The sequence below is a fragment of the Mesorhizobium sp. B2-4-3 genome, from assembly GCF_006442815.1.
Lineage (GTDB): Bacteria > Pseudomonadota > Alphaproteobacteria > Rhizobiales > Rhizobiaceae > Mesorhizobium.
On record NZ_VFVL01000017.1, the window covers coordinates 98,933 to 122,754 of the forward strand.

The 23,822-nt window shown below is 65.1% G+C and carries 19 protein-coding genes; 15 read left to right on the forward strand and 4 right to left on the reverse strand.

Features of this window, described 5'->3' with window-relative positions:
- Positions 1-121 precede the first annotated feature (121 nt).
- Positions 122-529 (forward strand): DUF3168 domain-containing protein, encoded by a 408-nt coding sequence (locus FJ956_RS17490; protein ID WP_140676933.1) that lies wholly within the window; start codon positions 122-124, stop codon positions 527-529.
- Positions 530-609: 80 nt separating this feature from the next.
- On the opposite strand, the gene FJ956_RS17495 is transcribed toward FJ956_RS17490, so the two are convergent.
- Entirely contained in the window at positions 610-996 is a 387-nt protein-coding gene (locus FJ956_RS17495; protein WP_140676935.1) for an ester cyclase, read from the reverse strand.
- 254 nt (positions 997-1,250) lie between these two features.
- Here FJ956_RS17495 and FJ956_RS17500 point away from each other — a divergent pair, with 254 nt between their 5' ends.
- From FJ956_RS17500 to FJ956_RS17555, 12 genes are all read left to right on the forward strand, one after another.
- Complete coding sequence (locus tag FJ956_RS17500) at positions 1,251-1,550, forward strand: hypothetical protein (RefSeq protein WP_140676937.1); 300 nt, start codon at positions 1,251-1,253, stop codon at positions 1,548-1,550.
- A gap of 64 nt (positions 1,551-1,614) precedes the next feature.
- Positions 1,615-2,280, forward strand: a complete 666-nt coding sequence (locus FJ956_RS17505) for a response regulator transcription factor (RefSeq protein ID WP_027164846.1) — start codon at positions 1,615-1,617, stop codon at positions 2,278-2,280.
- A gap of 22 nt (positions 2,281-2,302) precedes the next feature.
- Positions 2,303-3,691: an ATP-binding protein gene (locus FJ956_RS17510; RefSeq protein WP_181170188.1), complete on the forward strand. Its 1,389-nt coding sequence runs from the start codon at positions 2,303-2,305 to the stop codon at positions 3,689-3,691.
- A gap of 128 nt (positions 3,692-3,819) precedes the next feature.
- Positions 3,820-4,257, forward strand: coding sequence for a hypothetical protein (locus FJ956_RS17515; protein WP_140643565.1), 438 nt, complete (start codon positions 3,820-3,822; stop codon positions 4,255-4,257).
- A gap of 217 nt (positions 4,258-4,474) precedes the next feature.
- Positions 4,475-5,611, forward strand: coding sequence for a c-type cytochrome biogenesis protein CcmI (gene ccmI / locus FJ956_RS17520; RefSeq protein ID WP_140676941.1), 1,137 nt, complete (start codon positions 4,475-4,477; stop codon positions 5,609-5,611).
- Positions 5,612-5,615: 4 nt separating this feature from the next.
- Positions 5,616-6,056: a cytochrome c maturation protein CcmE gene (gene ccmE / locus FJ956_RS17525; protein ID WP_140676943.1), complete on the forward strand. Its 441-nt coding sequence runs from the start codon at positions 5,616-5,618 to the stop codon at positions 6,054-6,056.
- A 65-nt stretch (positions 6,057-6,121) separates the two neighbouring features.
- Positions 6,122-8,107 carry a heme lyase CcmF/NrfE family subunit gene (locus FJ956_RS17530; protein WP_140676945.1) on the forward strand — a complete coding sequence of 662 codons (1,986 nt, stop codon included), beginning with the start codon at positions 6,122-6,124 and terminating at the stop codon, positions 8,105-8,107.
- Positions 8,104-8,568, forward strand: a complete 465-nt coding sequence (locus FJ956_RS17535; protein ID WP_140676947.1) for a cytochrome c-type biogenesis protein — start codon at positions 8,104-8,106, stop codon at positions 8,566-8,568. The genes FJ956_RS17530 and FJ956_RS17535 overlap by 4 nt, the downstream gene beginning before the upstream one ends.
- A gap of 407 nt (positions 8,569-8,975) precedes the next feature.
- Complete coding sequence (locus tag FJ956_RS17540; RefSeq protein ID WP_140676949.1) at positions 8,976-10,532, forward strand: Do family serine endopeptidase; 1,557 nt, start codon at positions 8,976-8,978, stop codon at positions 10,530-10,532.
- A 311-nt stretch (positions 10,533-10,843) separates the two neighbouring features.
- On the forward strand, positions 10,844-11,518 hold the full coding sequence (locus FJ956_RS17545) for a response regulator transcription factor (protein ID WP_140676951.1): 675 nt from the start codon (positions 10,844-10,846) through the stop codon (positions 11,516-11,518).
- A gap of 7 nt (positions 11,519-11,525) precedes the next feature.
- Positions 11,526-13,007 (forward strand): HAMP domain-containing sensor histidine kinase, encoded by a 1,482-nt coding sequence (locus FJ956_RS17550; RefSeq protein ID WP_140676953.1) that lies wholly within the window; start codon positions 11,526-11,528, stop codon positions 13,005-13,007.
- Positions 13,008-13,019: 12 nt separating this feature from the next.
- The gene (locus FJ956_RS17555) at positions 13,020-15,986 is read left to right on the forward strand and encodes a bifunctional [glutamine synthetase] adenylyltransferase/[glutamine synthetase]-adenylyl-L-tyrosine phosphorylase (protein WP_140676955.1); all 2,967 of its coding nucleotides are present in this window, start codon (positions 13,020-13,022) and stop codon (positions 15,984-15,986) included.
- A 212-nt stretch (positions 15,987-16,198) separates the two neighbouring features.
- Here FJ956_RS17555 and FJ956_RS17560 read toward each other — a convergent pair whose 3' ends face one another.
- Entirely contained in the window at positions 16,199-18,520 is a 2,322-nt protein-coding gene (locus FJ956_RS17560) for a PAS domain-containing sensor histidine kinase (protein ID WP_140676957.1), read from the reverse strand.
- Between the two features lie 185 nt (positions 18,521-18,705).
- Positions 18,706-21,351, reverse strand: a complete 2,646-nt coding sequence (gene pepN / locus FJ956_RS17565) for an aminopeptidase N (protein WP_140676959.1) — start codon at positions 21,349-21,351, stop codon at positions 18,706-18,708.
- 154 nt (positions 21,352-21,505) lie between these two features.
- Here pepN and FJ956_RS17570 point away from each other — a divergent pair, with 154 nt between their 5' ends.
- Positions 21,506-22,453 carry a DMT family transporter gene (locus tag FJ956_RS17570; protein WP_140676960.1) on the forward strand — a complete coding sequence of 316 codons (948 nt, stop codon included), beginning with the start codon at positions 21,506-21,508 and terminating at the stop codon, positions 22,451-22,453.
- Positions 22,454-22,663: 210 nt separating this feature from the next.
- Here the strand turns inward: FJ956_RS17570 and FJ956_RS17575 are convergent, their stop codons facing one another.
- On the reverse strand, positions 22,664-23,473 hold the full coding sequence (locus tag FJ956_RS17575; RefSeq protein WP_140676962.1) for a helix-turn-helix transcriptional regulator: 810 nt from the start codon (positions 23,471-23,473) through the stop codon (positions 22,664-22,666).
- Positions 23,474-23,660: 187 nt separating this feature from the next.
- On the opposite strand from FJ956_RS17575, the gene FJ956_RS17580 reads away from it, so the two are divergent.
- Positions 23,661-23,822: helix-turn-helix domain-containing protein (locus tag FJ956_RS17580; RefSeq protein ID WP_140676964.1), on the forward strand; the 162-nt coding region annotated here is incomplete at its 3' end.

The following is a 23,822-nucleotide window of genomic DNA, read 5'->3' on the forward strand; positions in this document are numbered from 1 at the left end:
AAATTCGAGACCTTCGCCCTTCACGCTATAGTCAAACCGATTCGCGATCTGGCATCGGGTCGCGAGCGCGGCTACGTTGTCGGGCCGCGGCGCGGAGACATATGTTGGCGATGGACGGTAGATGACGGCGCCTGGCGATCTGATGCAGGCCTTGTTCCTGAGGCTGAAGACCGATGCGTCGCTATCGGTGCTTCTCGGCGGCGCTGGCCTGCTCGAGCAGGCCAGTGACAGGGCCGCCTTTCCGAACGTCACATACGGCCGTACCAGTGCCTTCGACCTGGACACCGGCGCCGATAACGATGGCGACCAACTCATCACTTTGCACGTCTGGTCGAAGGCCCAAGGCGAGGCCGAGACACGCCTCATCATGGACAGCATCAAGGCGCGCCTCGATGGCGCAGCACTTTCCATCGGCTCGCGCGGTCAGACGCGCCTGTCGCTGGAATTCGCCGAGGCTCGCTATGACGAGGACCTTGCGGTCCATCATGGATTGCTGCGCTTCCGCGCGCTGACGCAGGAAGCCGCCTGATCCGAGCGATCCCGAACCGAAGGTCAGCGCAGCAAAAAGTGGGAGCCGGTTTTCGGAAAAGATCACGCTCCAACAAAGAGTTAAAGCTGCGCCTGGATGGCGGCCTTGTCGATGACCGACCACACTTCCCTTATGCGGCTGTCGTGGAACTCGTAGAAGACGTTCTCGGCGAAGGAAACGCGCTTGCCGTGGACCGGCAGGCCGAACAGCACGCCCTTGGGATGGCAGTCGAAATGCAGGCGTGCCGCCACGCGCGGCGGCTCCGAGATCAGAAGCTCGATGTTGAAACGCAGGTCGGGAATGGCCTCGAAATCGCCTTCCAGCATGCGGCGATAGCCTGAAAGCCCGATCGTCTCGCCATTATACTGCACCTCCTCGCCGACGAAGCGGCCGAGATTGTCCCAGTCCTGCTCGTTCAGGCAGGCGATGTAGCCCCGGTAGAGATCGGCAATATCCTCGCGCGTCATCGCGTGCTCCCATGGTCGTCCGGCGTTCCTATACTAGCTAAGGCTGGATGGAGCATCCGCACCCGAAAAGCGTAGCGGGCCGACTGATTTTCCGGCTATGAATTTGCACCTGGGGCCTGAGGGAGCCCCTGGCGACTGCACTGGCGTCCACAGGGGCGCATTCTTTTGTCTCGCGCAGGGGGAATGGCGGGCATGGATTTTCGATTGTTCACCGTTCATTTCACGTTCAGCCCATATGCGTTAGAACCGTGATCATGAACAACCTTGGCCCCCATCTCCGCAAAGCAGTGCTGGCGCTTGCCGCAGCCGGCCTCTTTGCGTCGCAGACGACGGCAATGCCGGTCATCGACCCGTCGGTCGACCAGCCGGTCGTGCTTGCCGCCGGCGATTGCTACGCCATCGGCCAGCAGGTCGCCGCGCAGAATGGCGGCACGCTGGCCAAGGCCTCGCAGGCGACGCGGGGCGGCCAGCAGGTCTGCGTCATCGTCGTGCTGGTCCCCGGCAAGGACGGACAGCGTCCGCGCCGCTCGGAAATCGTCGTCCCGATGGGCTGACCTCACTCGTTTCCCAGGCCGGCGGAATCGGCCTATACGTCTCCCCAGCAACAGGCTTCAACCCATGCGCGTGCTCGTCGTCGAGGATGACAAGGATCTCAACCGGCAGCTGGCCGACGCGCTGGTTGACGCCGGCTATGTGGTCGACCGCGCCTATGACGGCGAGGAGGGGCACTTCCTCGGCGACACCGAACCTTACGACGCCGTGGTCCTCGATATCGGCCTGCCGCAGATGGACGGCATCAGCGTCGTCGAGCGCTGGCGCCGCGGCGACCGCAAGATGCCGGTGCTGATCCTGACCGCGCGCGACCGCTGGAGCGACAAGGTGGCCGGCATCGACGCCGGCGCCGACGACTATGTCACCAAACCCTTCCACATCGAGGAGGTGCTGGCCCGGGTACGGGCGCTGATCCGGCGTGCGGCCGGCCATGCTTCGTCCGAGCTCACCTGCGGGCCGCTGCGGCTGGACACCAAGGCCTCCAAGGCCGACGTCAACGGCGTGCCGCTCAAGCTCACCTCGCACGAGTTCCGGCTGCTCGCCTATCTGATGCACCATATGGGCGAGGTGGTGTCGCGCACCGAGCTGGTCGAGCATCTCTACGACCAGGATTTCGATCGCGATTCCAACACTATAGAAGTGTTTGTCGGCCGGCTTCGCAAGAAGATGGGCATCGACATGATCGAAACCGTGCGTGGCATGGGCTATCGCATGCGTGAGCCGGAGGCGTGACGCGGAACCGCTGAAGCCAACGATGAGAACGTGGCTTTCAAGGCTGCGGCCCTGGCCGCGCTCGCTGACCTTTCGCGTCATCGCCTTTTCCACCATCTGGGCGATCCTGACGCTGGTCGTCATCTTCACCCTCATCACCACGCTTTACCGCCAGGCCAGCGAACGCGGCTTCGACAGCCTGCTTTCGGCGCATCTGTTCAACCTGATCGGCTCCGTCGGCATTTCCGACAACGGCGCGCTGACCGGCTCGCCCGACCTGGGTGACCTGCGCTTTTCCGAGCCGAATTCCGGCTGGTACTGGTCGGTCGAGCCTGCTTCCGAAGGCGTGCATGGCGAAATCCATTCCTCCTCGATGACGACTTCGCTCTTGTCGCCGAGTGTCGCGGAGGTACCGTTCAACTCGAACTTCCAGCGCAGCTACTCGATGGAGGGCATAAAGGGCGAGCAGCTCGAAGTGTTCGAGAGCGAGTTCGTGCTGGACGCGAAGAACCGCGCCGCCCGTTTCCGCGTCATGGGCAATCACAGCGAGCTCGAGCAGGAGATCGCCAGCTTCCAGCGCCGCCTGCTCACCTATCTGTCGCTGTTCGGCGTCGGCATGATCGCCATCAACGCCATCGCCATCCTCCTGGGTCTCCAGCCTTTGCGCCGGGTCCGCAATGCGCTGGCCATGGTGCGCGAAGGCACCGCCCAGCGGCTCGACGGCAGCTTCCCGGCCGAGATCGAGCCTTTAGCCAACGAGACCAATGCGTTGATCGAGAACAACCGGCGCATCGTCGAGCGCTCGCGCATCCAGGTCGGCAACCTTGCCCATTCGCTGAAGACGCCGCTCGCCGTGCTGATCAACGAGGGCCGGGCGCTCGGCGGCGCCAAGGGTCAGTTGATCGCCGAGCAGGCCGCCTCCATGCAGAAACAGGTCGACCACTATCTGCAGCGCGCCCGCGTCGCTGCGCAGCGCGACAGCGTCGTGTTCCGCACGCCGGTTTCGCCGCTGGTCGAGCGCATGGTGCGCGTGCTGCGGAAACTCAACCCGCAAACCAGGCTGACGCTGTCGCTGCCGCCGGCGGAGATCGTCTTTGCCGGCGAGCGCGAGGATATGGAGGAATTGCTCGGCAATCTGCTCGACAATGCGATGAAATGGGCTAAAGGCGCCGTCGCCGTGACGATCGCCACTATTTCGGGAAGCGGCAACCTGTTTGAAATCGTTATAGAGGATGACGGCCCGGGCATTCCCGAGGACAGCGCGCGGGAGGTGTTGAAGCGTGGCAAGAGGTTGGACGAGACGAAGCCGGGAACAGGGCTCGGGCTCGCCATTGTCGCCGACCTCGTCAACGAGTATGGAGGCTCGCTGGCGCTGGAACGGTCCGGCATGGGCGGCTTGAGGGCGGTGGTGAGATTGCGGAGCCTTCAATGATGTTTTTTATCGATTTGCGAGCAGGGGCTGGCGGCCAAATTTCCGACAAATATCAACACTATGGGCTCGATATCCTCCCCGATGACGCAGCTTCCAGCTCATCCCGCTCAAGACAACCGGTTGTTGGCATGAAGATCCGCGTCGCGCTCGTTTCCGCCCTGCTCGCCGTTTCCGGCTGCACGACGCTCGGCAGGGGCGGTCCAACCTCTCCGGTCACGCCTGTTTCCACGCCGCCCGCCGGCGGCAAGGTCTCGACCGGCATCGTTTCGGCCATGAATGGCGGGCTTATCGGCGGATCGGTCGGCTCGGGCCTCAGCGATGCCGAAAAGCGCAAGGGCCTGGAAGCGGAGTACAAGGCGCTGGAATACAACACCAGTGGCCAGAAAGTGACGTGGAAGAGCGACAATTCCTCGCATTATGGCGAGGTCGTCGCCGCCCAGCCCTACCGGGTCGGCTCGCAGGATTGCCGCCAGTACACTCACACCGTCTATACCAGCGGCGCGGGCGTCACCGCGCGCGGCACCGCCTGCCGCAACGCCGACGGCAGCTGGACGCCCCTGACCTAGAGCAGTTCCAGGAAACGTGTGAGCGGTTTTCCGTCCGGAATTGCGTAAAAACAAAGAGATAGGTTCCGTGAACCGGTGAAACGCCCTAGAAGCGGAATCGGGTCGCCCGTTATTCGGTCAAATTGACCTCGATCAAGGTCGAACGGCGCGTCTGCCGTCAAAGCGTCGCACGATGGTCGTGTTGGCAGGGCAGGGCTCTGCCGCTATTGGAATAGACATGCTGTTCTGGGTCATAGCCGCAATCCTCACGCTGGGCGCCAGCCTGGCGGTGCTGTTGCCGCTCACTGGCGGCATGAAGGGCGCCTCGCCGGCCGGCGATCACGATCTCGAAGTCTATCGCGACCAGCTTTCCGAGCTCGACCGCGACATGGCGCGCGGCCTGATCCAGCCGGGCGAGGCCGAGGAGGCGCGTGCCGAGATCGGCCGGCGCATCCTGCGTCTGGGCGCGGCTGCAGAGCCCGGCGCTGCAACGCCCAGGCCCGCGCGCGGCGCCAGATGGGTCGCCAGCGTGGCCGTGCTTGCGGTTCCCCTGTTGAGCTGGGGGCTCTACGGCATGCTCGGCTCTCCCGATCTGCCCTCGCAGCCGCTGGCCGAACGTCTGGCCAAGAACCCGGCCGATGCCTCGGTCGACGAGCTGGTCGCCCGCGCCGAAGCCCATCTCGCCGCCAATCCGTCGGACGGCAAGGGCTGGGACGTGCTGGCGCCGATCTATCTTCGGCTGCAGCGCTTTCCCGACGCCGTGACCGCCTATCACAACGCCATCCGCCTCGACGGCGACAGCGCCGTGCGCCAGTCGGGTCTCGGCGAGGCGATCGCCAGCGCCGCCGGTGGCATCGTTTCGGCCGACGCCCAAAGCGCCTTCGAGGCTGCCCTGAAGCTCGATCCGGCCAACGCCAAGGCGAATTTCTACCTTGCGGTGGGCCTCGCCCAGGAAGGCAGGAAGCCCGAGGCAGTTGCTGCCTGGCAAAAGATGCTCGGCCAGCTGGCGCCGGATTCGCCCTGGCGCAGCGCCGTTCAGCAGGCGCTTGCCGAGGTGGGTGAGCCCGCGGTCGCCGAGGCCGCGCCGGTAAACGGGCCGGATGCGCAGCAGGTGGAAGCTGCCCAGCAGATGTCGCCGCAGGATCGGCAGGCGATGATCGAGACCATGGTCGCCGGGTTGGACGACAAATTGAAGCAGAATCCCCGCGACGAGGAAGGATGGATGCGGCTCATCCGTTCCTATGTCGTGCTCGGCAAGGCCGACCAGGCGCGCAATGCGCTCGGCCGCGCTGTCGCCGCCTTTGGGGCGGACAGTGAACAAGCCAGGAAATTCACCGCCTTCGCCGCCTCGCTCGGCGTGACGGCGACGGAGTAAGGCAATGACGCGCAAGCAGAAGCGATTGTCGGTGATCGTGGCGGGGCTGGCTTTCCTCGGAGCCGCTGCCGGCCTGACCTTCTATGCGCTTGGACAGAAGGCCTCCTATTTCTACATGCCGGCCGACCTGGCCACCGCGAGCGTGCCGCCCGGGCAGCGCATCCGGCTCGGCGGTCTCGTCGAGAAGGGCACCATCGTGCGCGGCCAGGGCGCCACCGTCGCCTTCTCGGTCACCGACAAGCAGAAATCGGTCAAGGTCACCTATACCGGCATCCTGCCCGACCTGTTCCGCGAGGATCAGGGCGTCATCACCGAGGGCGCTTTCGGCCCGGACGGGGTGTTCGTCGCCGACAGCGTCCTGGCCAAGCATGACGAGCGTTACATGCCCAAGGAAGTCGCCGACGGCCTGAAGGCCAAGGGTGTCTGGCAGGAAAGCACAAATTGATGAGCAGGTTCCGCAAAAGTGCCATGCGGTTTTGCGATCAGAACCTGCGAGAGAACAGGTAACCAATGGTTGAGACCGGACATTTCGCGCTCGTGCTGGCCTTCGCGCTGTCGCTGGTGCAGATGCTGGTGCCGCTCGTCGGCGCCCGCACCGGCAATCAGCGCCTGATGGCGGTCGGCGGTCCGGTCACGGTCACCGGCTTCGCGTTGACCGCGCTGTCCTTCGCCGCCCTTGCCAGCGCCTATGCCGGCTCCGACTTCTCGGTGGCGAGCGTGTGGGAGAACTCCCATTCGCTGCAGCCGATGATCTACAAGATCACCGGCACCTGGGGGAACCACGAAGGCTCGATGCTGCTGTGGGTGCTGATCCTGACCTTCTTCGGGGCGCTTGTCGCTGTCTTCGGCAACAATCTGCCGTCGACACTCAAGGCCAATGTGCTGGCCGTGCAGGGCATGATCGGCGCCGCCTTCTTCCTGTTCATCCTGGCGACATCCAACCCCTTCGTCCGCCTCAACCCGGCGCCGATCGAGGGCCGCGACCTCAATCCGATCCTGCAGGATCTCGGCCTCGCGATCCACCCGCCGATGCTCTATCTCGGCTATGTCGGCTTCTCGATCTGTTTCTCCTTCTCGGTCGCGGCGCTGATCGAGGGGCGCATCGACGCCTCCTGGGCACGCTGGGTGCGGCCGTGGACGCTGGTCGCCTGGATGTTCCTCACCGGCGGCATCGCCATGGGTTCCTACTGGGCCTATTACGAGCTCGGCTGGGGCGGCTTCTGGTTCTGGGATCCGGTCGAGAACGCCTCCTTCATGCCCTGGCTCGCCGGCACTGCGCTGCTCCATTCGGCCATCGTCATGGAGAAGCGTTCGGCGCTGAAGATCTGGACGCTGCTGCTCGCCATCCTGACCTTCTCGCTGTCGCTGCTCGGCACTTTCCTGGTGCGTTCCGGCGTGCTGACCTCGGTGCACGCCTTCGCCACCGATCCGGCGCGCGGCGTCTTCATCCTCTGCATCCTGACGCTGTTCATCGGCGGCTCGCTGGCGCTGTTTGCGCTGCGCGCCTCGCGGCTGACGGCGGGCGGCCTGTTCCATCCGATCTCGCGCGAGGGTGCGCTGGTGCTGAACAACCTCTTTCTCACCACCGCCACGGCGACGGTGCTGGTCGGCACGCTCTACCCGCTGGCGCTGGAGGCGCTCACCGGCGGCAAGATCTCCGTCGGCGCGCCGTTCTTCGACCTGACCTTCGGCCCGCTGATGCTGCCGCTGCTCGCGATCGTGCCGTTCGGCCCATTGCTCGCCTGGAAGCGCGGTGACGTCATTGCCGCTTCGCAGCGGCTGATGGCGGCCTTCGCCGTGGCAATCGCCGCGATGCTGGTCACCGGCCTGTTCATCGACGGCGCCTCGGTGTTCGCGGCACTCGGCGTCGGCCTCGCGGTCTGGCTGGTCGTCGGCGCGCTGACCGACCTTGCCGTCAAATCCGGTTTCGGCTCGGTGGCGCCGGCCATCATGCTGCGCCGCTTCGCCGGCCTGCCGCGCTCCGTCTTCGGCACGGCGCTTGCCCATCTCGGCCTCGGGCTGACCTTGCTCGGCATCGTCGGCACGCTCTGCTTCGGCACGGAGAAAATACTCTCCATGCATCCCGGCGAGACGGTGGATCTCTCCGGCCACACGCTGCGCTTCGAAGGGCTGTCCCCGCGGAAAGGTCCGAATTTCACCGAGGATCGCGGCCGCTTCCTGTTGATGGGCGCCGACGGCAACGCCGATGGCGCGATCACCTCGGCAAAGCGCTTCTATCCGGTGCGCCAGACGGTGACGACCGAGTCCGGCATCAGGACGATTGGGTTGAGCCAGCTTTATCTGTCGCTGGGCGACGAGAACAATGACGGCTCCGTCGTCGTGCGCCTCTGGTGGAAGCCGCTGGTGACGCTGATCTGGGGCGGCGGGCTGGTGATGATGGCGGGCGCCGCCATGTCGCTGCTCGACCGCCGCCTGCGCGTCGGCGCGCCGGCCAAGCGGCGCAAGCCGGCCGCGGCCCTGGCGACCCCGACATGAAAGCGAGGTTTTCTCTCGTTTCGCTGGTCCTGCTGCTGGCGCTGTTTTTCGCCGGTGTGGCCCAGGCGGTGAAACCGGATGAAGTACTGCAGGATCCGGCCTTGGAGGCGAGGGCGCGCGCGCTGTCCGAAGGCCTGCGCTGCATGGTCTGCCAGAACCAGTCGATCGACGAATCCGACGCCGATCTTGCCCGCGACCTGCGCGTCCTCGTGCGCCAGCGCCTCGTCGCCGGCGACACCGACCAGCAGGTGATGGACTATATCGTCTCGCGCTATGGCGAGTTCGTGCTGCTCAAGCCGCGCTTCAGCCTGCGCACCGCGCTTTTGTGGGGTACGCCGGTGCTTCTGCTTCTGGCCGGCGGCCTGTTCATTGTACTCAACGCCCGCTCGCGCCGCCCGGCGTCGGGTAGCACCCTGAGCGCCGAGGAACAGGCGGCGCTGGACAAGATGCTAAGCGAATAACATGAATTGCGGGCCTCGGAGGTTGGCCGAGACCCCCTGTGTCGTCGTCATCCACGGGCGAAGCAAGGAGCGAAGCGACGCGCGCAGACCCGAGGATCCATTCCGTGACTTCGAGGCGTCGCGGCCGTCCAGAATTTCTACTCTGCTGCAACCCTCGCGCGAGGTAACGGCATGGATTCCAGGGTCTGCGCGACGGAGCTTCGCTCCTGCTTCGCCCTGGAATGACGAAGTCTCGGGTGCTTTCGCCAAGCCTTCGAGCCCGACATGCCTGTGGTCATCGTCGCCGATCCCCAACATTACAAAACTTTCATGTACCGGAAATGGCGCCGTAATGTGCGGCTCTCTAATCCTCTTGCCCGAGGATGCTTCGCCTGAGCGCATCCGCGTCGATAGAGGATAAGAAACCCATGAATAATGCCCCCAATTCATTTTCCAGCACCCGCAAGCGTCTGATGGCGGCTGCAGCGTCCCTGGCCGTTATCGGTGCGGTCGGCGCGGGCGCGCTTGCCACCGGCACTGCCCCCGTGCTGGCCGATGCCGTGCGCGTCGAAGCCCCGCAGGTGCCGAGCTTCGCCGACGTCGTCGAGCATGTCTCGCCGGCGGTCGTCAGCGTCAAGGTGAAAGCCAAGATCCAGTCGACGGCCGACGATGGTTCCGACGATCAGGACGGTTTCGACAACCTGCCCGACAATCCGCAGCTGCGTCGCTTCTTCAAGGAATTCCGCGGCTTCGGCGACCAGGGTCAGGGTGGCCAGTTCGGCATGCGCCGCTTCGACCACCGCGACCATGGCAATGGCCAGCCGCGTCCGATCGCCCAGGGCTCGGGCTTCTTCATCTCCGAGGACGGCTATCTCGTCACCAACAACCACGTCGTCTCGGAAGGCTCGGATTTCAGCGTCGTCACCAATGACGGCAAGGAGCTCGACGCCAAGCTGATCGGCACCGATCCGCGCACCGATCTCGCCGTGCTCAAGGTCGATGGCGGCGGCAACAAGTTCACCTATGTCGACTTCGCCGACGATTCCAAGGTCCGCATCGGTGACTGGGTGGTCGCCGTCGGCAATCCGTTCGGCCTGGGCGGCACCGTCACCGCGGGTATCGTCTCGGCACGCGGCCGTGACATCGGCGCAGGCCCTTATGACGACTTCATCCAGATCGATGCCTCGGTCAACCGCGGCAATTCGGGCGGTCCGACCTTCAATCTCAACGGCCAGGTGATCGGTATCAACACCGCCATCTTCTCGCCGTCGGGCGGCAGCGTCGGCATTGCCTTCGACATCCCGGCCTCGACCGCCAAGCAGGTCGTCCAGGATCTGATGAAGAGCGGTTCCGTCCAGCGCGGCTGGCTCGGCGTCGAGATCCAGCCGGTCACCTCGGATATCGCCGAATCGCTCGGCCTGAAGTCGGACAAGGGCGCGCTGGTCTCGAGCGCCCAGGATTCCGGCCCGGGCAAGAAGGCAGGCATCGTCGCCGGCGACGTCATCACCCAGATCGACGGCAAGGATGTCGCTTCGCCCAAGGAGCTCGCCCGGATGATCGGTGCATTCGCGCCGGGCAAATCGGTCGACGTCACCGTCTGGCGCAATGGCAAGGACGAGACGGTCAAGGTCGATCTCGGCACGTTGCCGGCAAGCGACAAGCAGGCTTCGAACGACGACAACAACAAGCAGTCGGCGCCCGCCGCCAAGGCCGACACGCTGGCCGATCTCGGCCTGACCGTCACCAAGGCGGAAAACGGCAAGGGCCTCGTGGTCACCGACGTCGATCCCGACAGCGACGCGGCCGACCGCGGCATCCAGCCCGGCGACGTCATCACCTCGATCAATTCGAACGACGTGAACACCACCGACGACGTGTCCAAGGCGATGACGGATGCCGCCAAGGCCGGCCGCAAGGCCGTGCTGATGCAGATCACCCGCGACGACTCGAACCGCTTCGTCGCGCTGCCGGTCGGCAAGGGCTGATCTTCAACTTTCGACTTTTCCCTGCGGCGGTATCAACACCCCCGAGCCGCCGCCGGGAAAACATGGGGCCGAGCACGTAAGTCAGTCACCGTGTTTCGCTCCTGGCGGCAGCGGGTTTCCCATCACCCGCTGCCGCTTATCGCATGTCACCCAAAAGTGGGCACCGGTTTTGGGATCACGACATGCGGAACGAAATGCATGTCGCCCAAAAGCGGTTGCCGGTTTTGGGAAGAAGACATGCGACTAATGAAGACAAGGCATGAAGAATGACTGCCTCTCAAACTTCCGGTGAAATCGCGTATAACGGCTCCATGAAGATTCTCGTCATGGAAGACGATCGCGAGGCAGCGGATTATTTGCAGAAAGCCTTCGCCGAGGCGGGCCACACCGCCCATGTCGCCGGCGACGGCGAGACCGGCTTCGCGCTCGCCGATGCCGGCGACTATGACGTGATGGTGGTCGACCGCCTGATGCCGCGCCGTGACGGCCTGTCGGTGATCGCCGCGCTTCGCTCGCGCGGCAACACCACGCCGGTGCTGATCCTTTCGGCGCTGGGCGAGGTCGACGACCGCGTCACGGGCTTGCGTGCCGGCGGCGACGATTATCTCACCAAGCCCTATGCCTTTTCCGAATTGCTCGCCCGCGTCGAGGTTCTGAACCGCCGCGCCAGCGCGCGCGAGTCCGAGACCGTCTACCGTGTCGGCGATCTCGAGCTCGACCGGCTGTCGCATTCGGTCAAGCGCGCCGGCCGCGAGATCACGCTGCAGCCGCGCGAGTTCCGCCTGCTCGAATATCTGATGCGCCATGCCGGCCAGGTGGTGACGCGCACCATGCTTCTGGAAAATGTCTGGGACTATCATTTCGATCCGCAGACCAACGTCATCGACGTCCACGTCTCGCGCCTGCGCGGCAAGATCGAAAAAGGCTTCGACAAGCCGATCCTGCACACGATCCGCGGCGCCGGCTACATGCTGAAGGGCAGCTAGGGAGCAAATGGCTCTTTCCCTGCCGGCCATCATGAAGACGACGGCGGCCCGGCTTTCGGCGCTTTATCTTCTGCTTTTCGCGCTCTGCGCCGTGCTGCTCGTCTTCTACATGACGTCGCTGTCGGCGCGCATGCTGACCGCGCAGACGCAGGAGACCATCAACGACGAGGTGCTGGGCCTGGCCCGCGCCTATCAGCGCGGCGGCCTGCCGGTGCTGGTGCGCGTCGTCGAGGCCCGCTCGCGCCAGCCCGGCGCCAATCTTTACCTGATCGCCGACGCCAATGGCCAGATCCTGACCGGCAATGTGCAGAGCCTGGAGCCGGGGGTCATAGAGACCGAGGGCTGGACGACCGAACCGTTTTCCTACCAGCGCTTCGGCGAGGGCGAGCTCGATCGGCTGCGCAGTGGCGGTTCGGACCAGTCCACGCCTCCAGCCAACGAGGGCAGCAACAGTCCCCAGTCCACGGGGCAAAAGGGCCACAACGCCATCGCGCTGGTGCTGAGGCTGCCCAACCAGATGATCATGCTGGTCGGCCGCGACCTCGGCGAGCCCGAGCGCTTCCGCGCCGTCATCAGCCGCGCGCTGACCCTGGCGCTCGGTATGATGGGTCTTGGCGGCATCCTGATCTGGTTCTTTGTCGGGCGCGCCGCGCTCAAGCGCATCGACAGCGTCTCGGACGCCAGCCGCCGCATCATGGGCGGCGATTTGTCCGGACGGCTGCCGGTCACCGGCGCCGGCGACGAATTCGACCGCCTGTCGGAAAACCTCAATTCCATGCTGGCCAGGATCGCCATGCTGAACGAGGGGCTGAAGCAGGTCTCCGACAACATCGCCCATGATCTGAAGACGCCGCTGACCAGGCTGCGCAACCGCGCCGAGGCGACGCTCGCCGGCAGGCACAAGACGCAGGATTACCGTCAGGCGCTGGAAGGCACGATCGCGGAGTCCGATCAGCTCATCAAGACATTCAACGCCATCCTGATGATCTCGCGCCTGGAGGCTGGCTATTCCTCGGAACAGACCGGTCCCGTCGATCTCGCCGCGACGGTGAGCGACGTCGTCGAGCTCTACGAGCCGGTGGCGGAAGAGGCGGGCGTCGCGCTGGAAGCGACCGTGTCCGAGGCCTTTACGATCAACGGCAACCGCGAGCTGATCGGCCAGGCGCTGTCCAACATCGTCGACAACGCCATCAAATACTCGACCGACGCAGCCGAGACGCCGAAAGTGCGGGTGGTGCTGAAGCGCATCGGCAACGAGATCAAGCTTGCCGTCACCGACAATGGCCACGGCATTCCAGATGATGCCGATCGCGCCCGCGCCACCGAGCGCTTCGTGCGCCTGGAAAAGAGCCGCTCGCAGCCGGGCTCGGGTCTCGGTCTCAGCCTCGCCAAGGCAATCATGACTTTCCACAACGGAAGGCTTGATCTTTTACCCGCCAATCCCGGATTGTCCGTGGTCATGAGTTTCCCGTTGCGGGAGACGCATTGACGGCGCGGATAAATGGCGAAGAAGAAAATCGAATCCGAATTCCGGCTTAGCCCGACACTGGCGCTCCGCCCCCTGGACGCGAAACGTGCCCGGCGCGAATTGTCGGAAATCGCCGACGCCGCCGAGGAGGAGGGGCTTTCCCGACTCGCTGCGTTCCTGGCGGGCGAGGGGCCGCCGCAGGACCTGCTGGCGGCCGTCTTCGACCTCTCGCCCTTCCTGCGCGACGTGGCGCGCCGGCGGCCGGCGATCCTCGATACGCTGTTCGACCTGACGATCGAAGCGCGGCTCGATGCCATCGGCGAAGCGATAGGCGGCGCGGCGAGGGCGGATGACGCCTCGGAAGCGAGCCTGATGATGGCGCTCAGGCAATGGAAGACCGAAGCGCATTTCCTGATTGCGCTGGCCGATCTTTCAGGCGAGGCGGAGACCTCCGTGACGGTGCGCCGCCTCAGCGATCTTGCCGACGCCTGCTCATGCGCCGCCGTCGATTTCCTGCTGCTCGACGCGAACCGGCAAGGCAAGCTCAAGCTGCCGAATCCGGCGCAACCAGCCAAAGATTCAGGCTGGATCCTGCTCGGCATGGGCAAGCTCGGCGCGCATGAGCTGAACTTTTCCTCCGACATCGATCTCGTCGTCTTCTTCGAGCCGGAGGCGCCGGCCGTCATCGATCCGCTCGACGCGACCGAGCTGTTCTCGCGGCTCACGCGTCGTCTCGTGCGCATCCTGCAGGATCGCACCGAGCATGGCTATGTCTTCCGCACCGACCTGAGGCTCCGCCCCGATCCCGGCTCGACGCCGCTGGCAATCCCGGTCGAGGCAGCGCTTCGCTATTACGAGGCGCGCGGCCAGAACTGGGAGCGCGCCGCCATGATCAAGGCGCGGCCGGTGGCGGGCGATCTTGCCGCGGGCGCCGCCTTCCTCAAGGAATTGCAGCCCTATGTCTGGCGCAAATACATGGACTATGCGGCGATCGCCGACGTCCATTCGATCAAGCGCCAGATCCATGCCCACAAGGGCCATGGCGAGATCGCGGTGAAGGGCCACAACGTCAAGCTCGGCCGCGGCGGCATCCGCGAGATCGAGTTCTTCGTCCAGACCCAGCAGCTCATCGCCGGCGGCCGCTTCCCGGAGCTGCGCGGCCGCGAGACTGTGCCGATGCTCGCAGCGCTCGCCGCGCGCGGCTGGATCACCGCTGACGCTCGCGATGCGCTCACCCGCCAATACTGGTTCCTGCGCCGTGTCGAGCACGCCATCCAGATGGTCGCGGACGAGCAGACGCACATCCTGCCGGAAGAAGACGAGGAGCTCAAACGCATCGCGCTGATGCTGGGTTTTGCCGGCGAGGCGGAATTCACGCAGGCCTTCCGCGCCTCGCTGCAGCAGGTCGAGCGCCACTACGCGGCGCTGTTCGAGACCGCGCCCGAGCTCTCGGCCGGCGTCGGCAATCTGGTCTTCACCGGCGATGTCGACGATCCCGACACGCTGCAGACGTTGCATGGCCTCGGCTTCCAGCGGCCGAGCGACATCTGCCGCGTCATCCGCGGCTGGCATTTCGGCCGCTACCGCGTCACCCAGTCGGCGGAGGCGCGCGAGAGGCTGACCGAACTGACGCCGGCACTGCTGAAGGCCTTCGGCCAGACACGGCGCGCCGACGAGGCGCTGATGCGCTTCGACGAGTTCCTTGCCGGCCTGCCGGCGGGCATCCAGCTTTTCTCGCTGCTGCAATCGAACCCGGCGCTCTTGAAGCTGATGGCGACCATCATGGGCGCGGCGCCGAGGCTGGCTGCCATCATCACCCGCCGCCCACATGTCTTCGACGGCCTGCTCGACCCGGCGCTGCTTACCGAACTGCCGGACCGCGCCTATCTTTCGGCGCGGCTTGCCGCCTTCATCGAGGGCGATCGCGCTTATGAGGACGTGCTCGACCGCCTGCGCATCTTCGCCTCCGAGCAGAAATTCCTAATCGGCGTGCGCCTGCTTGCCGGCTCGATCGATCCCGCGCGCGCGGGTCGCGCCTTTTCGGACCTCGCCGATCTCACCATCGAGGCGGCGCTGAACGCGGTGATCGCCGAATTCGCGCTGCGCCACGGCTGGATCGCCGGCGGCAAGGTGGCGCTGCTCGGCATGGGCAAGCTCGGCAGCCGCGAGATCACCGCCGGTTCGGATGTCGATCTCATCCTGCTCTACGACCACGACGCGGATGCCGAGGACTCGGATGGCGAGAAGCCGCTGGCGCCTTCGCACTACTACACCCGCATGACGCAGCGCCTCATCGCCGCCGTCTCGGCGCCGACGGCCGAAGGCGTGCTCTATGAGCTGGACCTGCGCCTGCGCCCTTCGGGCAACAAGGGGCCGGTCGCCACCCATATCGATGCGTTCAAGAAGTATCAGCGCCAGGACGCCTGGACCTGGGAACACATGGCGCTGGCACGGGCCCGCGCCGTCGGCGGCGATGCCGAACTCTGCGCCGAGCTCGAGACGGAAGTGGCGGCGGTGCTGGCGCAACCGCGCGATGCCGCCAAGGTCAAAGCCGAGGCCTCGGACATGCGGGCGCTGATCGAGAAGGAGAAGGCCCCGCGCGATCTCTGGGACATCAAGCTGATCCCGGGCGGGCTCATCGATCTCGAATTCATCGCCCAGGTCGCGGTCATCACCGGCGCGATCGAACCTGGCCGCCGGGTCACGGCGACGGCCGACATTTTGGCCCGGCTTTCCCCGGACTTCGCCTCAGCCGATATGCGTGAAGAGCTTGGCGAGGCCTATCGGCTCTATCTGGCGCTGACCCAGATGATCAGGCTTTGCCTCACCGGCGAATTCCAGCGCGACGATGTCCCGCCGGGGCTTGCGGATCTGTTGCTGGCGGTCACCGACCTGCCGGATTTCGGCGTGCTGGAAGCACATCTCAAGGAGACGTCGCGGAAGGTCCGCAGGGATTTCGACCTCCTGCTTCGTGCGGGAGCGCCGACCTCGCAAGGTTAAATCCACGCCTCATTCCTTCGCGCCCCCCTCTGTCCTGCCGGACATCTCCCCCACTTGGGGGGAGATCAGCTGTTATCGCGGCTTTCGCCAATCGCCAACGGGCAGGATTAAGCGGGGCGCTGAAGCTGCCAATCTCCCCCCTTGTGGGGGAGATGCCCGGCAGGGCAGAGGGGGGCGCTGTCCCGCCAGCGCCTCGAATTTCGGCCCGCAAACTAAGCCGCTGCCTTCACCATCGCCGGCGCCTTCTTCAGCGGAATGCGCACCGACACGATGGTGCCTACGCCCTCGGTCGAGCGGATCTTCAGCGCGCCGCCCTGCAATTCAGCCAGCGAGCGCGAGATGGCGAGGCCGAGGCCAGAGCCGGTGTGGTTCTTGGAGAACTGGTTCTGCACCTGCTCGAACGGCCGGCCGAGCTTGCTCAGCGCCTGCTTGGGGATGCCGCAGCCATTGTCCTCGATGGTGAGCAGCAGGGCGCCCGACGTGTTGCGCGCCCTGACCGTGATCTTGCCGCCCTGTCCGGTGAATTTCACCGCGTTGGAGAGCAGGTTGATGGCGATCTGCTTGATCGCGCGGCGGTCGGCGTAGAGCCGCATCGTATCGGCGATGCGCGTCTCGACATTGATCGACTTTTCCGCTGCCTGCAGCGAGATCACCCGCACCGTTTCCTTGATCAGCGGGCAGAGGTCGATCTCCTCGCGGTCGAGCGAGAACTGGCCGGCCTCGATCTTCGACATGTCGAGTATGTCGTTGATGACGCCGAGCAGGTATTTGCCGCTGCCGTTGATGTCGGTCGCGTATTCCTCGTAGCGCTCCGAGCCGAGCGGCCCGAACAAGCCCTGCTGCATCAGCTCGGAGAAGCCGATGATGGCGTTGAGTGGCGTGCGCAATTCATGCGACATGTTGGCGAGGAACTCCGACTTGGCGCGATTGGCCGCCTCGGCGCGCTCGGTTTCCTTCATGTATTTGCGGTTGAGCTCGACCAGTTCGCTGGCGCGTTCCTCCTCGGCGCGCCGCGCGAGGCTGAGATCGTGGATCGTCGCCATCAGCCGGCGCTCGCTGTCGACCAGCTTTTCCTGGTGCAGCTTGATCTGCGTGATGTCGGAGCCGACCGAGACGACGCCGCCGTCGCGGGTCCTGAGCTCGTTGACCTGCAGCCAGCGGCCGTCGGCAAGCTGGCGCTCCAAGCTGACGCCGCCCTGCGGCCCGTTGGCATTGGCCAACCTGCGCTCAGAGGCGAAGGCCAGCATGCGCTCCTCCAGCATATCGCGGGTCGCGCCCGGTACCACGTCGCGGTCCGACAGCCCGTTGTCCTTCTGGAACTTCGAATTGCACATGATCAGCCGTTCGGCGGCATCCCACAGCACGAAGGATTCGTTGATGTTCTCGATCGCTGTCCTGAGCCGCATGTCGGCCGCTTCCGAGCGCAGCGCCAAGTGCCGCTGCTCGGTGACGTCGACGGCGATGCCGATCAGCTGGATCTCCGGCGCCTCCGGGTCGATCACCTGGGCGCGGGCCCGCATCCACACCCATTGTCCGTCGGCGTGGCGCATGCGGAAAACCTGGTCGATATGGTCGATCTCGCGTTCGATGATGCGGTTGGCGAGCTCGAACAGGTCGCCGTCTTCCGGGTGGATGATCTCGTCGACCTCGCCGAAGGAGAGCATCGTATCGCAAGGCTCATAGCCCAGCATGTCGTACATCGAGCGCGACCAGTACATCTTGCCGCGCACCATGTCCCAGTCCCACAGCCCGCAGCGGCCGCGCACCAGCGCCATGTCGATGCGCTGATGCGCTTCGAGATAGATGCGGTCCGCCGCCTGGGCGCGCGCCGCCTGGCCGAAATAGGCGTAGAGGATGACGATCAGCACACCCGCCGTCAGCACGAACAGCGTGACGTTGAGCGACATCGACTTGCGCCAGCTGTCGAACACCGCTTCCTGCGGCACCAGCACGGCGGCCGCGTGTTTGCGGTCGCCGCTGAGGCTGACGGCGGCGAACCAGTCCTGTCCTGAGATGCTGACATCCATCACGCCGGCGCGGTCGCCGAACATGAACAGCGGCTGGCCGCCCAGCACGAGGCCGTCGAGCATGCGGCCTTGCCAGCCTGTCGACAGCGGCGAAACGGCGATGACCTTGAAGTAGGCGTCGGTGACGGCGAGCACATGGGCGCGGCTCATGGCGCCCTGGCGGCTGGTGTTTTCCAGGAGGCTTATGGCATTGGCGCCGGCCGCGCTGGGGTCCGCGGTGATCGCCTGCGCCATCTGGCCGGCCGCCAGCGCCAGCACAGCCTTGGCGTCGCGCTCGATCTCGTCATGCTCGTTCATCAGCGACAGGAAACGCAATGCCGCGATGACGATGAGGAAAACGACGATCAGCGCCGGGATCGACCGGCGCAGCAGCGGCTCGGCGGCCAGGAGCCGCTGATAAGTCGGTTCGGCGATCAGGCGCGCATTGCCGGCAAGTCCGTCGCTCCTTGCCTTGCGACGCGCAAAAGCCTTCCCTCCGGGCGCGCCCCACGCGTCCGCCTTGGCCATAAATGGCACTCCCCGATTTGCCGCATACTTAGATGATCCGGCTACGCCGCACGCCCCGAATCGCCATTAAAGAATCAAAGCCGATTCGCCTTGTCCAGAGGCGCAGGCGAAAAAGATTAAAAATTGATTGAAATTCGTCGCAACTGCTGATCTCCCCCACAAGGGGGGAGATTGGCGCTCCATCGCTACGCCAGCGTCCGTTCCACGATATCGCGCAGATCCGCCGAAAGATTCTCGGCTTTCGCCATGTCGAGCAGCGCCTGCCTGGCCTTGGCCTGACGTCCAGGCTCCAGCGAGCGCCACGAGCGTAGCGCCGTGGCCAGCCGCGCTGCCACTTGCGGGTTGCGCTTCTCCACGTCCAGCACCGTCTCGGCGAAGAAACGGTAGCCTTCGCCGTCGGGGCGGTGGAAGCCGGTCTGGTTCGCGCTGGAGAAGGTGCCGATCAGCGAACGCACCCGGTTCGGGTTGGCGATCGAGAAGGCAGGGTGCCGCATGAGCTCACGCACTTTCTCGACGGTCTTTGCGCCCGGCACGCCGGCCTGGATCTGGAACCATTTGTCGAGCACCAGCGCGTCGCCGCGATAGCGGGCCTCGAAAGCGGCCAGCGCTTCTTCGGCCTCGGCCGTGCCTGGATGGCGATGCGCCAGCACGGCGAGCGCCGCGGCGCGGTCGGTCATGTTTGTGGCGGCGGTGAAGTGCCCTGCGGCGAGGCCCGCGCCGGCCGGCAGCAGCGAAAGATAGTCGAGCAGGATGTTGCGCAGCGCTCTGCGCCCGGCGCTCGCCGCGTCCGGGCTGAACGGACCCTTGTCGGCAAGGCTCTCATAGAGCGCCGGGAAGGCCTCGCGGTTTGCCTCGGCGATCATCCGCGCCATCGCCTCGCGCGCGGCTAAGATGGCGTTAGGGTCGATGCCCTTGCCGATGTCGCGGGCGATATCGGCTTCGCCGGGAAGCGACAGCGCGAGCGCCCGGTAGGCCGGCTCCAGTGCCTCGTCGCCGGCGATCCTGCCGGCAAGCTCGGCAAGCCGCGCCGCAAACACCGGCTCCTTGCCGCCGAGGATCTGGCGGAAGGCGGCGATCAGCGCATCGGTCAAGAGCGTGTTGAACGCCTGCCAGCGCGCGAAGGCGTCGCTGTCATGCGCCGCGAGGAAGAACTGGTCGTCGGCCTTCTGCTGCACCGAAAGCGTGATCGGCGCCGAGAAGCCGCGGTTGAGCGACACCGAAGGCCGTTGCGAAATACCCGAGAAGCGCACCGTATGCCGACGCTTGCGGATGTGGATCATACCGTCATCCACCGTTGCGCCCTCGACGGCAGTCCAGGTGACGGGCTTGCCGTTGGCGCCGACAAGTCCGAAAGCTAGGGGAATATGCATCAGCCGCTTGCGGCTTTCCGACGGCGTCGGCGGCACCGACTGCTCGATCTCCAGGGTGAACTCCTTTGCCGCCGCATTGTGCGTGGAGCTCACCGTCAGGTTCGGGGTGCCGGCCTGGTGGTACCAGAGCGCGAATTGCGCGAGATCTCTGCCGGAGACGTCCTCGAAGACTTTGAGGAAATCCTCGATCGTCGCAGCCTCGCCGTCATGCCGCTCGAAATAGAGGTCCATGCCGGCGCGGAAGGTTTCCGGCCCGAGGATGGTGCGGATCATGCGCACCACTTCCGAGCCCTTCTCGTAGACGGTCGCCGTGTAGAAGTTGTTGATCTCGCGGTAGCGGCGCGGCCTGACCGGATGTGCCAGCGGCCCCTGGTCTTCCGGGAATTGGTGCGCGCGCAGCGTGCGCACCTCGGCGATGCGCTTCACCGGCCGCGAGCGCTGGTCGGCGGAGAATTCATGATCGCGGTAAACCGTCAGCCCTTCCTTCAGGCAGAGCTGGAACCAGTCGCGGCAAGTGATTCTGTTGCCAGTCCAATTGTGGAAATATTCATGCGCGATGATCGCCTCGATATTGGCGAAGTCGGCATCCGTCGCGGTCTCCTCGTCGGCCAGCACATATTTGTCGTTGAAGACGTTGAGGCCCTTGTTCTCCATGGCGCCCATGTTGAAGTCGGAGACGGCGACGATGTTGAAGACGTCGAGGTCGTATTCGCGGCCGAAGGCTTCCTCGTCCCACTTCATCGAGCGCTTCAGCGCGTCCATCGCATAGCCGGCAAGCCGCTCTTTGCCGGGCTCGACATAGATACCGAGCTCGACCTCGCGGCCGGACATGGTGGTGAAGCTGCCCGCCACCTTGCCGAGCGCGCCCGCCACCAGCGCGAAAAGGTAGGAAGGTTTGGGGAAGGGGTCGTGCCAGACCGCATAATGCCGGCCGCTATCCAGCGTGCCGCTCTCCACAGGATTGCCGTTCGAAAGCAAGAGCGGCGCCTCGTTGTGCGGCGCTTCGATGCGCACCGTGTAGACCGACAGGATATCGGGACGGTCGAGGAAATAGGTGATGCGGCGAAAGCCCTCTGCTTCGCATTGCGTGCAGTAGACATTGTTGGAGCGATAGAGGCCCATCAGCGCCTCGTTGCGCGAAGGCGCGATCTCCGTCTCCAGGCGCAGCTCGAAACGCTGCGCCGCCGGCGGCTTCAGGATCGTCAGCCGGTCGGGCGTCGCCTCATAGTCGCTGGCCGGAAGCGTATGCCCGTCGACGGCAATGCCGAGCAACGTCAGCCCGTCGCCGTCGAGCACCAGCGGCGCCGAGGCGGCGACGCCCTCGCGCCGCTCGATGGTGAGCAGCGCGGTCACATGGGTCGCGTCCGGCGACAGGCGGAAGTCGAGGCTGGTGCTCGGGATGAGATAGTCGCAGGGGCGATAGTCTTCGAGCTTGAAGACATGGCCGGTATCTATGCGCATTCCTTGGGCTTTTCCTGTTGATTTCGGGCGGCCAGCCAGCTTGGCTGGCCCAAGAATTTTGAGGTGCGCGCTCTTTACACGAAACGGCCACTCGACAAAACTGTGGAAAGGCCTGATTTGCGGCTTCGTTTTCCGACCATCAATACGAGGCAAGATGACCGTCGATCATGCCGTCGGCCACAACACGCTGCGCGGCATCACGTTGAAGATCGTCTCAGTGACGGTCTTCGTTGGCATGCAGACCTGCATCAAGGCTGCCGGCGACGTGCCCGCCGGGCAGCTCGTCTTCTTCCGCTCCTTCTTCGCCATCTTCCCGATCATCGCCTTCCTCGCCTTCAAGGGCGAATTGGCCACGGCATTCACGACGAGGCGGCCGTTCAACCATGTCGCGCGCGGTGTGGTCGGCGTCGGCGCCATGGGGCTCGGCTTCTTCGCGCTGACCAGGTTGCCGCTGCCGGAAGCGATCACGCTGAACTACGCCCAGCCGCTGCTGGTCGTCGTGTTCTCCTCGATCTTCCTCGGCGAGACGATCCGCGTCTACCGCTGGAGCGCGGTCGCGGTCGGTCTTGCCGGCGTATTGGTCATCTCCTGGCCCGAACTCACGCTACTCAATTCCGATGAAGGCCTCGACGACCAGGAGGTGCTGGGCGTCATGGCCGCGCTGATCGCCGCCGCGATCTCGGCGGTCGCCATGCTTCTGGTGCGCAATCTCGTGCAGACGGAGAAGACGGCGACCATCGTGCTGTGGTTCTCGTCCACAGCGAGTGTGCTGTCACTCTTCACGCTGCCCTTCGGCTGGCAGGCGCTGACGCCGATGCAGGCGGCGCTGCTTGTTTTCGCGGGCTTCTGCGGCGGGCTCGGCCAGATCCTGATGACGGCGGCCTACCGCCACGCCGAAGCCTCGGTCGTGGCGCCCTTCGAATACACCTCGATGATCCTCGGCGTCGTCGTCGGCTATCTCGCCTTCGGCGACGTGACCTCGCTGAACACGCTTGCCGGCGGCGTGATCGTGGTCGCCGCCGGTATCTTCATCATCTGGCGCGAGCGGCAACTGGGCCTCGAGCGCACGCGCACCAGGACGGCAGCGCCGCCGCAAGGGTGAACTGTTTCAAAGAGTAGCTTTAAAAGCTGAGTTCCGTCACACCCCCCTCTGGCCTGCCGGCCATCTCCCCCGCAAGGGGGGAGATCAGCTGTCGCGGCTGCTTTCGCCAACCACCAACGGTGCAGGATGTGCGAGGCGCGGGAGCTGCCAATCTCCCCCCTTGCGGGGGAGATGGCCGGCAGGACAGAGGGGGGTGCTGTCCCGCCGACGTTACTGGTTGGCGCGTTCCTTTGCCAGCCGCACCAGCACCGCCCTTGTCTGTTCGTCGGCCGGGAAGAAGGATTCGATCGCCAGCTCCGACAGCGTGACGTCGAGCGGCGTGCCGAAGACGGTGATCGTGCTGATGAAGGACAGCACCTGATCGCCATGCGCAAGCCGCAGCGGATGCACGATGCCGCTCGGTTCGACCGGCGCCGGCCGGCCGCTCCTCAGGCCGGACGGATAGGTGCGCAATTCGCGCTCCAGCTCAATCAGCACCGGGTCGCCGGTGGCGTCGTTCTGGTGCTTCAGCCGCTCGAGCAGATGCGCGCGCCACTCCGCCAGATTGACGATGCGCGGTGCCACGCCGCCCGGATGCAGGCTGAGCCTCAGCACGTTGACCGGCGGCACGAGCAGCGATGCTTCGGAGATGTCGGCGAGGAACGGAGCAATCGCGCCATTGGCGGAAGCAAGGTTCCAGTGCCGGTCCACCGCCAGTGCCGGAAAGGGCTCGTGACCTTTCAGCACGGTCTCGACCGCGGCCATCGCGGGCGCCAGCGTTGCGTCGCTAAGCGATTTCTCGCTGAAGCTCGGCGCGAAGCCCGCCGCGAGTAGGAGCTGGTTGCGTTGGCGCAGTGGAATCGACAGCTGCTCGGCCAGATGCAGCACCATGTCGCGCGACGGCTGCGCGCGGCCGCTTTCGACGAAGGAAAGATGCCGCTGCGAGATGTCGGCCTCCATGGCGAGGTCGAGCTGGCTCATGCGCCGCCGCGTGCGCCACTCGCGGATCAGGCTGCCGGCGGAGGTTTCGGATGTGGTCATGAGGTAGGACTAGGCCGGCGAGGGGCGCAGTTCAATTACCTTTGAGGTTATTGGCGAAGGCGCCGGTGCCGGCTAATCTCCCCCCTTGTGGGGGAGATGTCCGGCAGGTGTCCGAACCGGATAGATAGGTAACAGAATGGACCGATTAGATGGGTGACAGTTTTCTTGTCTGCCGGGAGGACCGGCGATGGTTTGGCGAGAGACTGGGCTCATGGATGAGCGGCTTCGGTTTGTTTCGGAATGCTTGTGTGGCGACGAGACGATGACGCAGTTGTGCGCGACCTTCGATATCTCGCGCAAGACGGGCTACAAATGGCTTGAACGTTATCGGGCGTTTGGCCCGGAAGGC

Excerpts from the sequence above, each read along its gene's own strand:
- FJ956_RS17530 (WP_140676945.1), top strand. The coding sequence starts at position 6,122 with ATGGTTGAGACCGGACATTTCGCGCTCGTGCTGGCCTTCGCGCTGTCG.
- FJ956_RS17550 (WP_140676953.1), top strand. The coding sequence starts at position 11,526 with ATGGCTCTTTCCCTGCCGGCCATCATGAAGACGACGGCGGCCCGGCTT.
- FJ956_RS17510 (WP_181170188.1), top strand. The coding sequence starts at position 2,303 with ATGAGAACGTGGCTTTCAAGGCTGCGGCCCTGGCCGCGCTCGCTGACC.
- FJ956_RS17540 (WP_140676949.1), top strand. The coding sequence starts at position 8,976 with ATGAATAATGCCCCCAATTCATTTTCCAGCACCCGCAAGCGTCTGATG.
- ccmI (WP_140676941.1), top strand. The coding sequence starts at position 4,475 with ATGCTGTTCTGGGTCATAGCCGCAATCCTCACGCTGGGCGCCAGCCTG.
- FJ956_RS17555 (WP_140676955.1), top strand. The coding sequence starts at position 13,020 with ATGGCGAAGAAGAAAATCGAATCCGAATTCCGGCTTAGCCCGACACTG.
- FJ956_RS17570 (WP_140676960.1), top strand. The coding sequence starts at position 21,506 with ATGACCGTCGATCATGCCGTCGGCCACAACACGCTGCGCGGCATCACG.
- FJ956_RS17515 (WP_140643565.1), top strand. The coding sequence starts at position 3,820 with ATGAAGATCCGCGTCGCGCTCGTTTCCGCCCTGCTCGCCGTTTCCGGC.
- FJ956_RS17575 (WP_140676962.1), bottom strand. The coding sequence starts at position 23,473 with ATGACCACATCCGAAACCTCCGCCGGCAGCCTGATCCGCGAGTGGCGC.
- FJ956_RS17535 (WP_140676947.1), top strand. The coding sequence starts at position 8,104 with ATGAAAGCGAGGTTTTCTCTCGTTTCGCTGGTCCTGCTGCTGGCGCTG.
- FJ956_RS17545 (WP_140676951.1), top strand. The coding sequence starts at position 10,844 with ATGAAGATTCTCGTCATGGAAGACGATCGCGAGGCAGCGGATTATTTG.
- FJ956_RS17500 (WP_140676937.1), top strand. The coding sequence starts at position 1,251 with ATGAACAACCTTGGCCCCCATCTCCGCAAAGCAGTGCTGGCGCTTGCC.
- pepN (WP_140676959.1), bottom strand. The coding sequence starts at position 21,351 with ATGCGCATAGATACCGGCCATGTCTTCAAGCTCGAAGACTATCGCCCC.
- ccmE (WP_140676943.1), top strand. The coding sequence starts at position 5,616 with ATGACGCGCAAGCAGAAGCGATTGTCGGTGATCGTGGCGGGGCTGGCT.
- FJ956_RS17505 (WP_027164846.1), top strand. The coding sequence starts at position 1,615 with ATGCGCGTGCTCGTCGTCGAGGATGACAAGGATCTCAACCGGCAGCTG.
- FJ956_RS17560 (WP_140676957.1), bottom strand. The coding sequence starts at position 18,520 with ATGGCCAAGGCGGACGCGTGGGGCGCGCCCGGAGGGAAGGCTTTTGCG.
- FJ956_RS17495 (WP_140676935.1), bottom strand. The coding sequence starts at position 996 with ATGACGCGCGAGGATATTGCCGATCTCTACCGGGGCTACATCGCCTGC.
- FJ956_RS17490 (WP_140676933.1), top strand. The coding sequence starts at position 122 with ATGACGGCGCCTGGCGATCTGATGCAGGCCTTGTTCCTGAGGCTGAAG.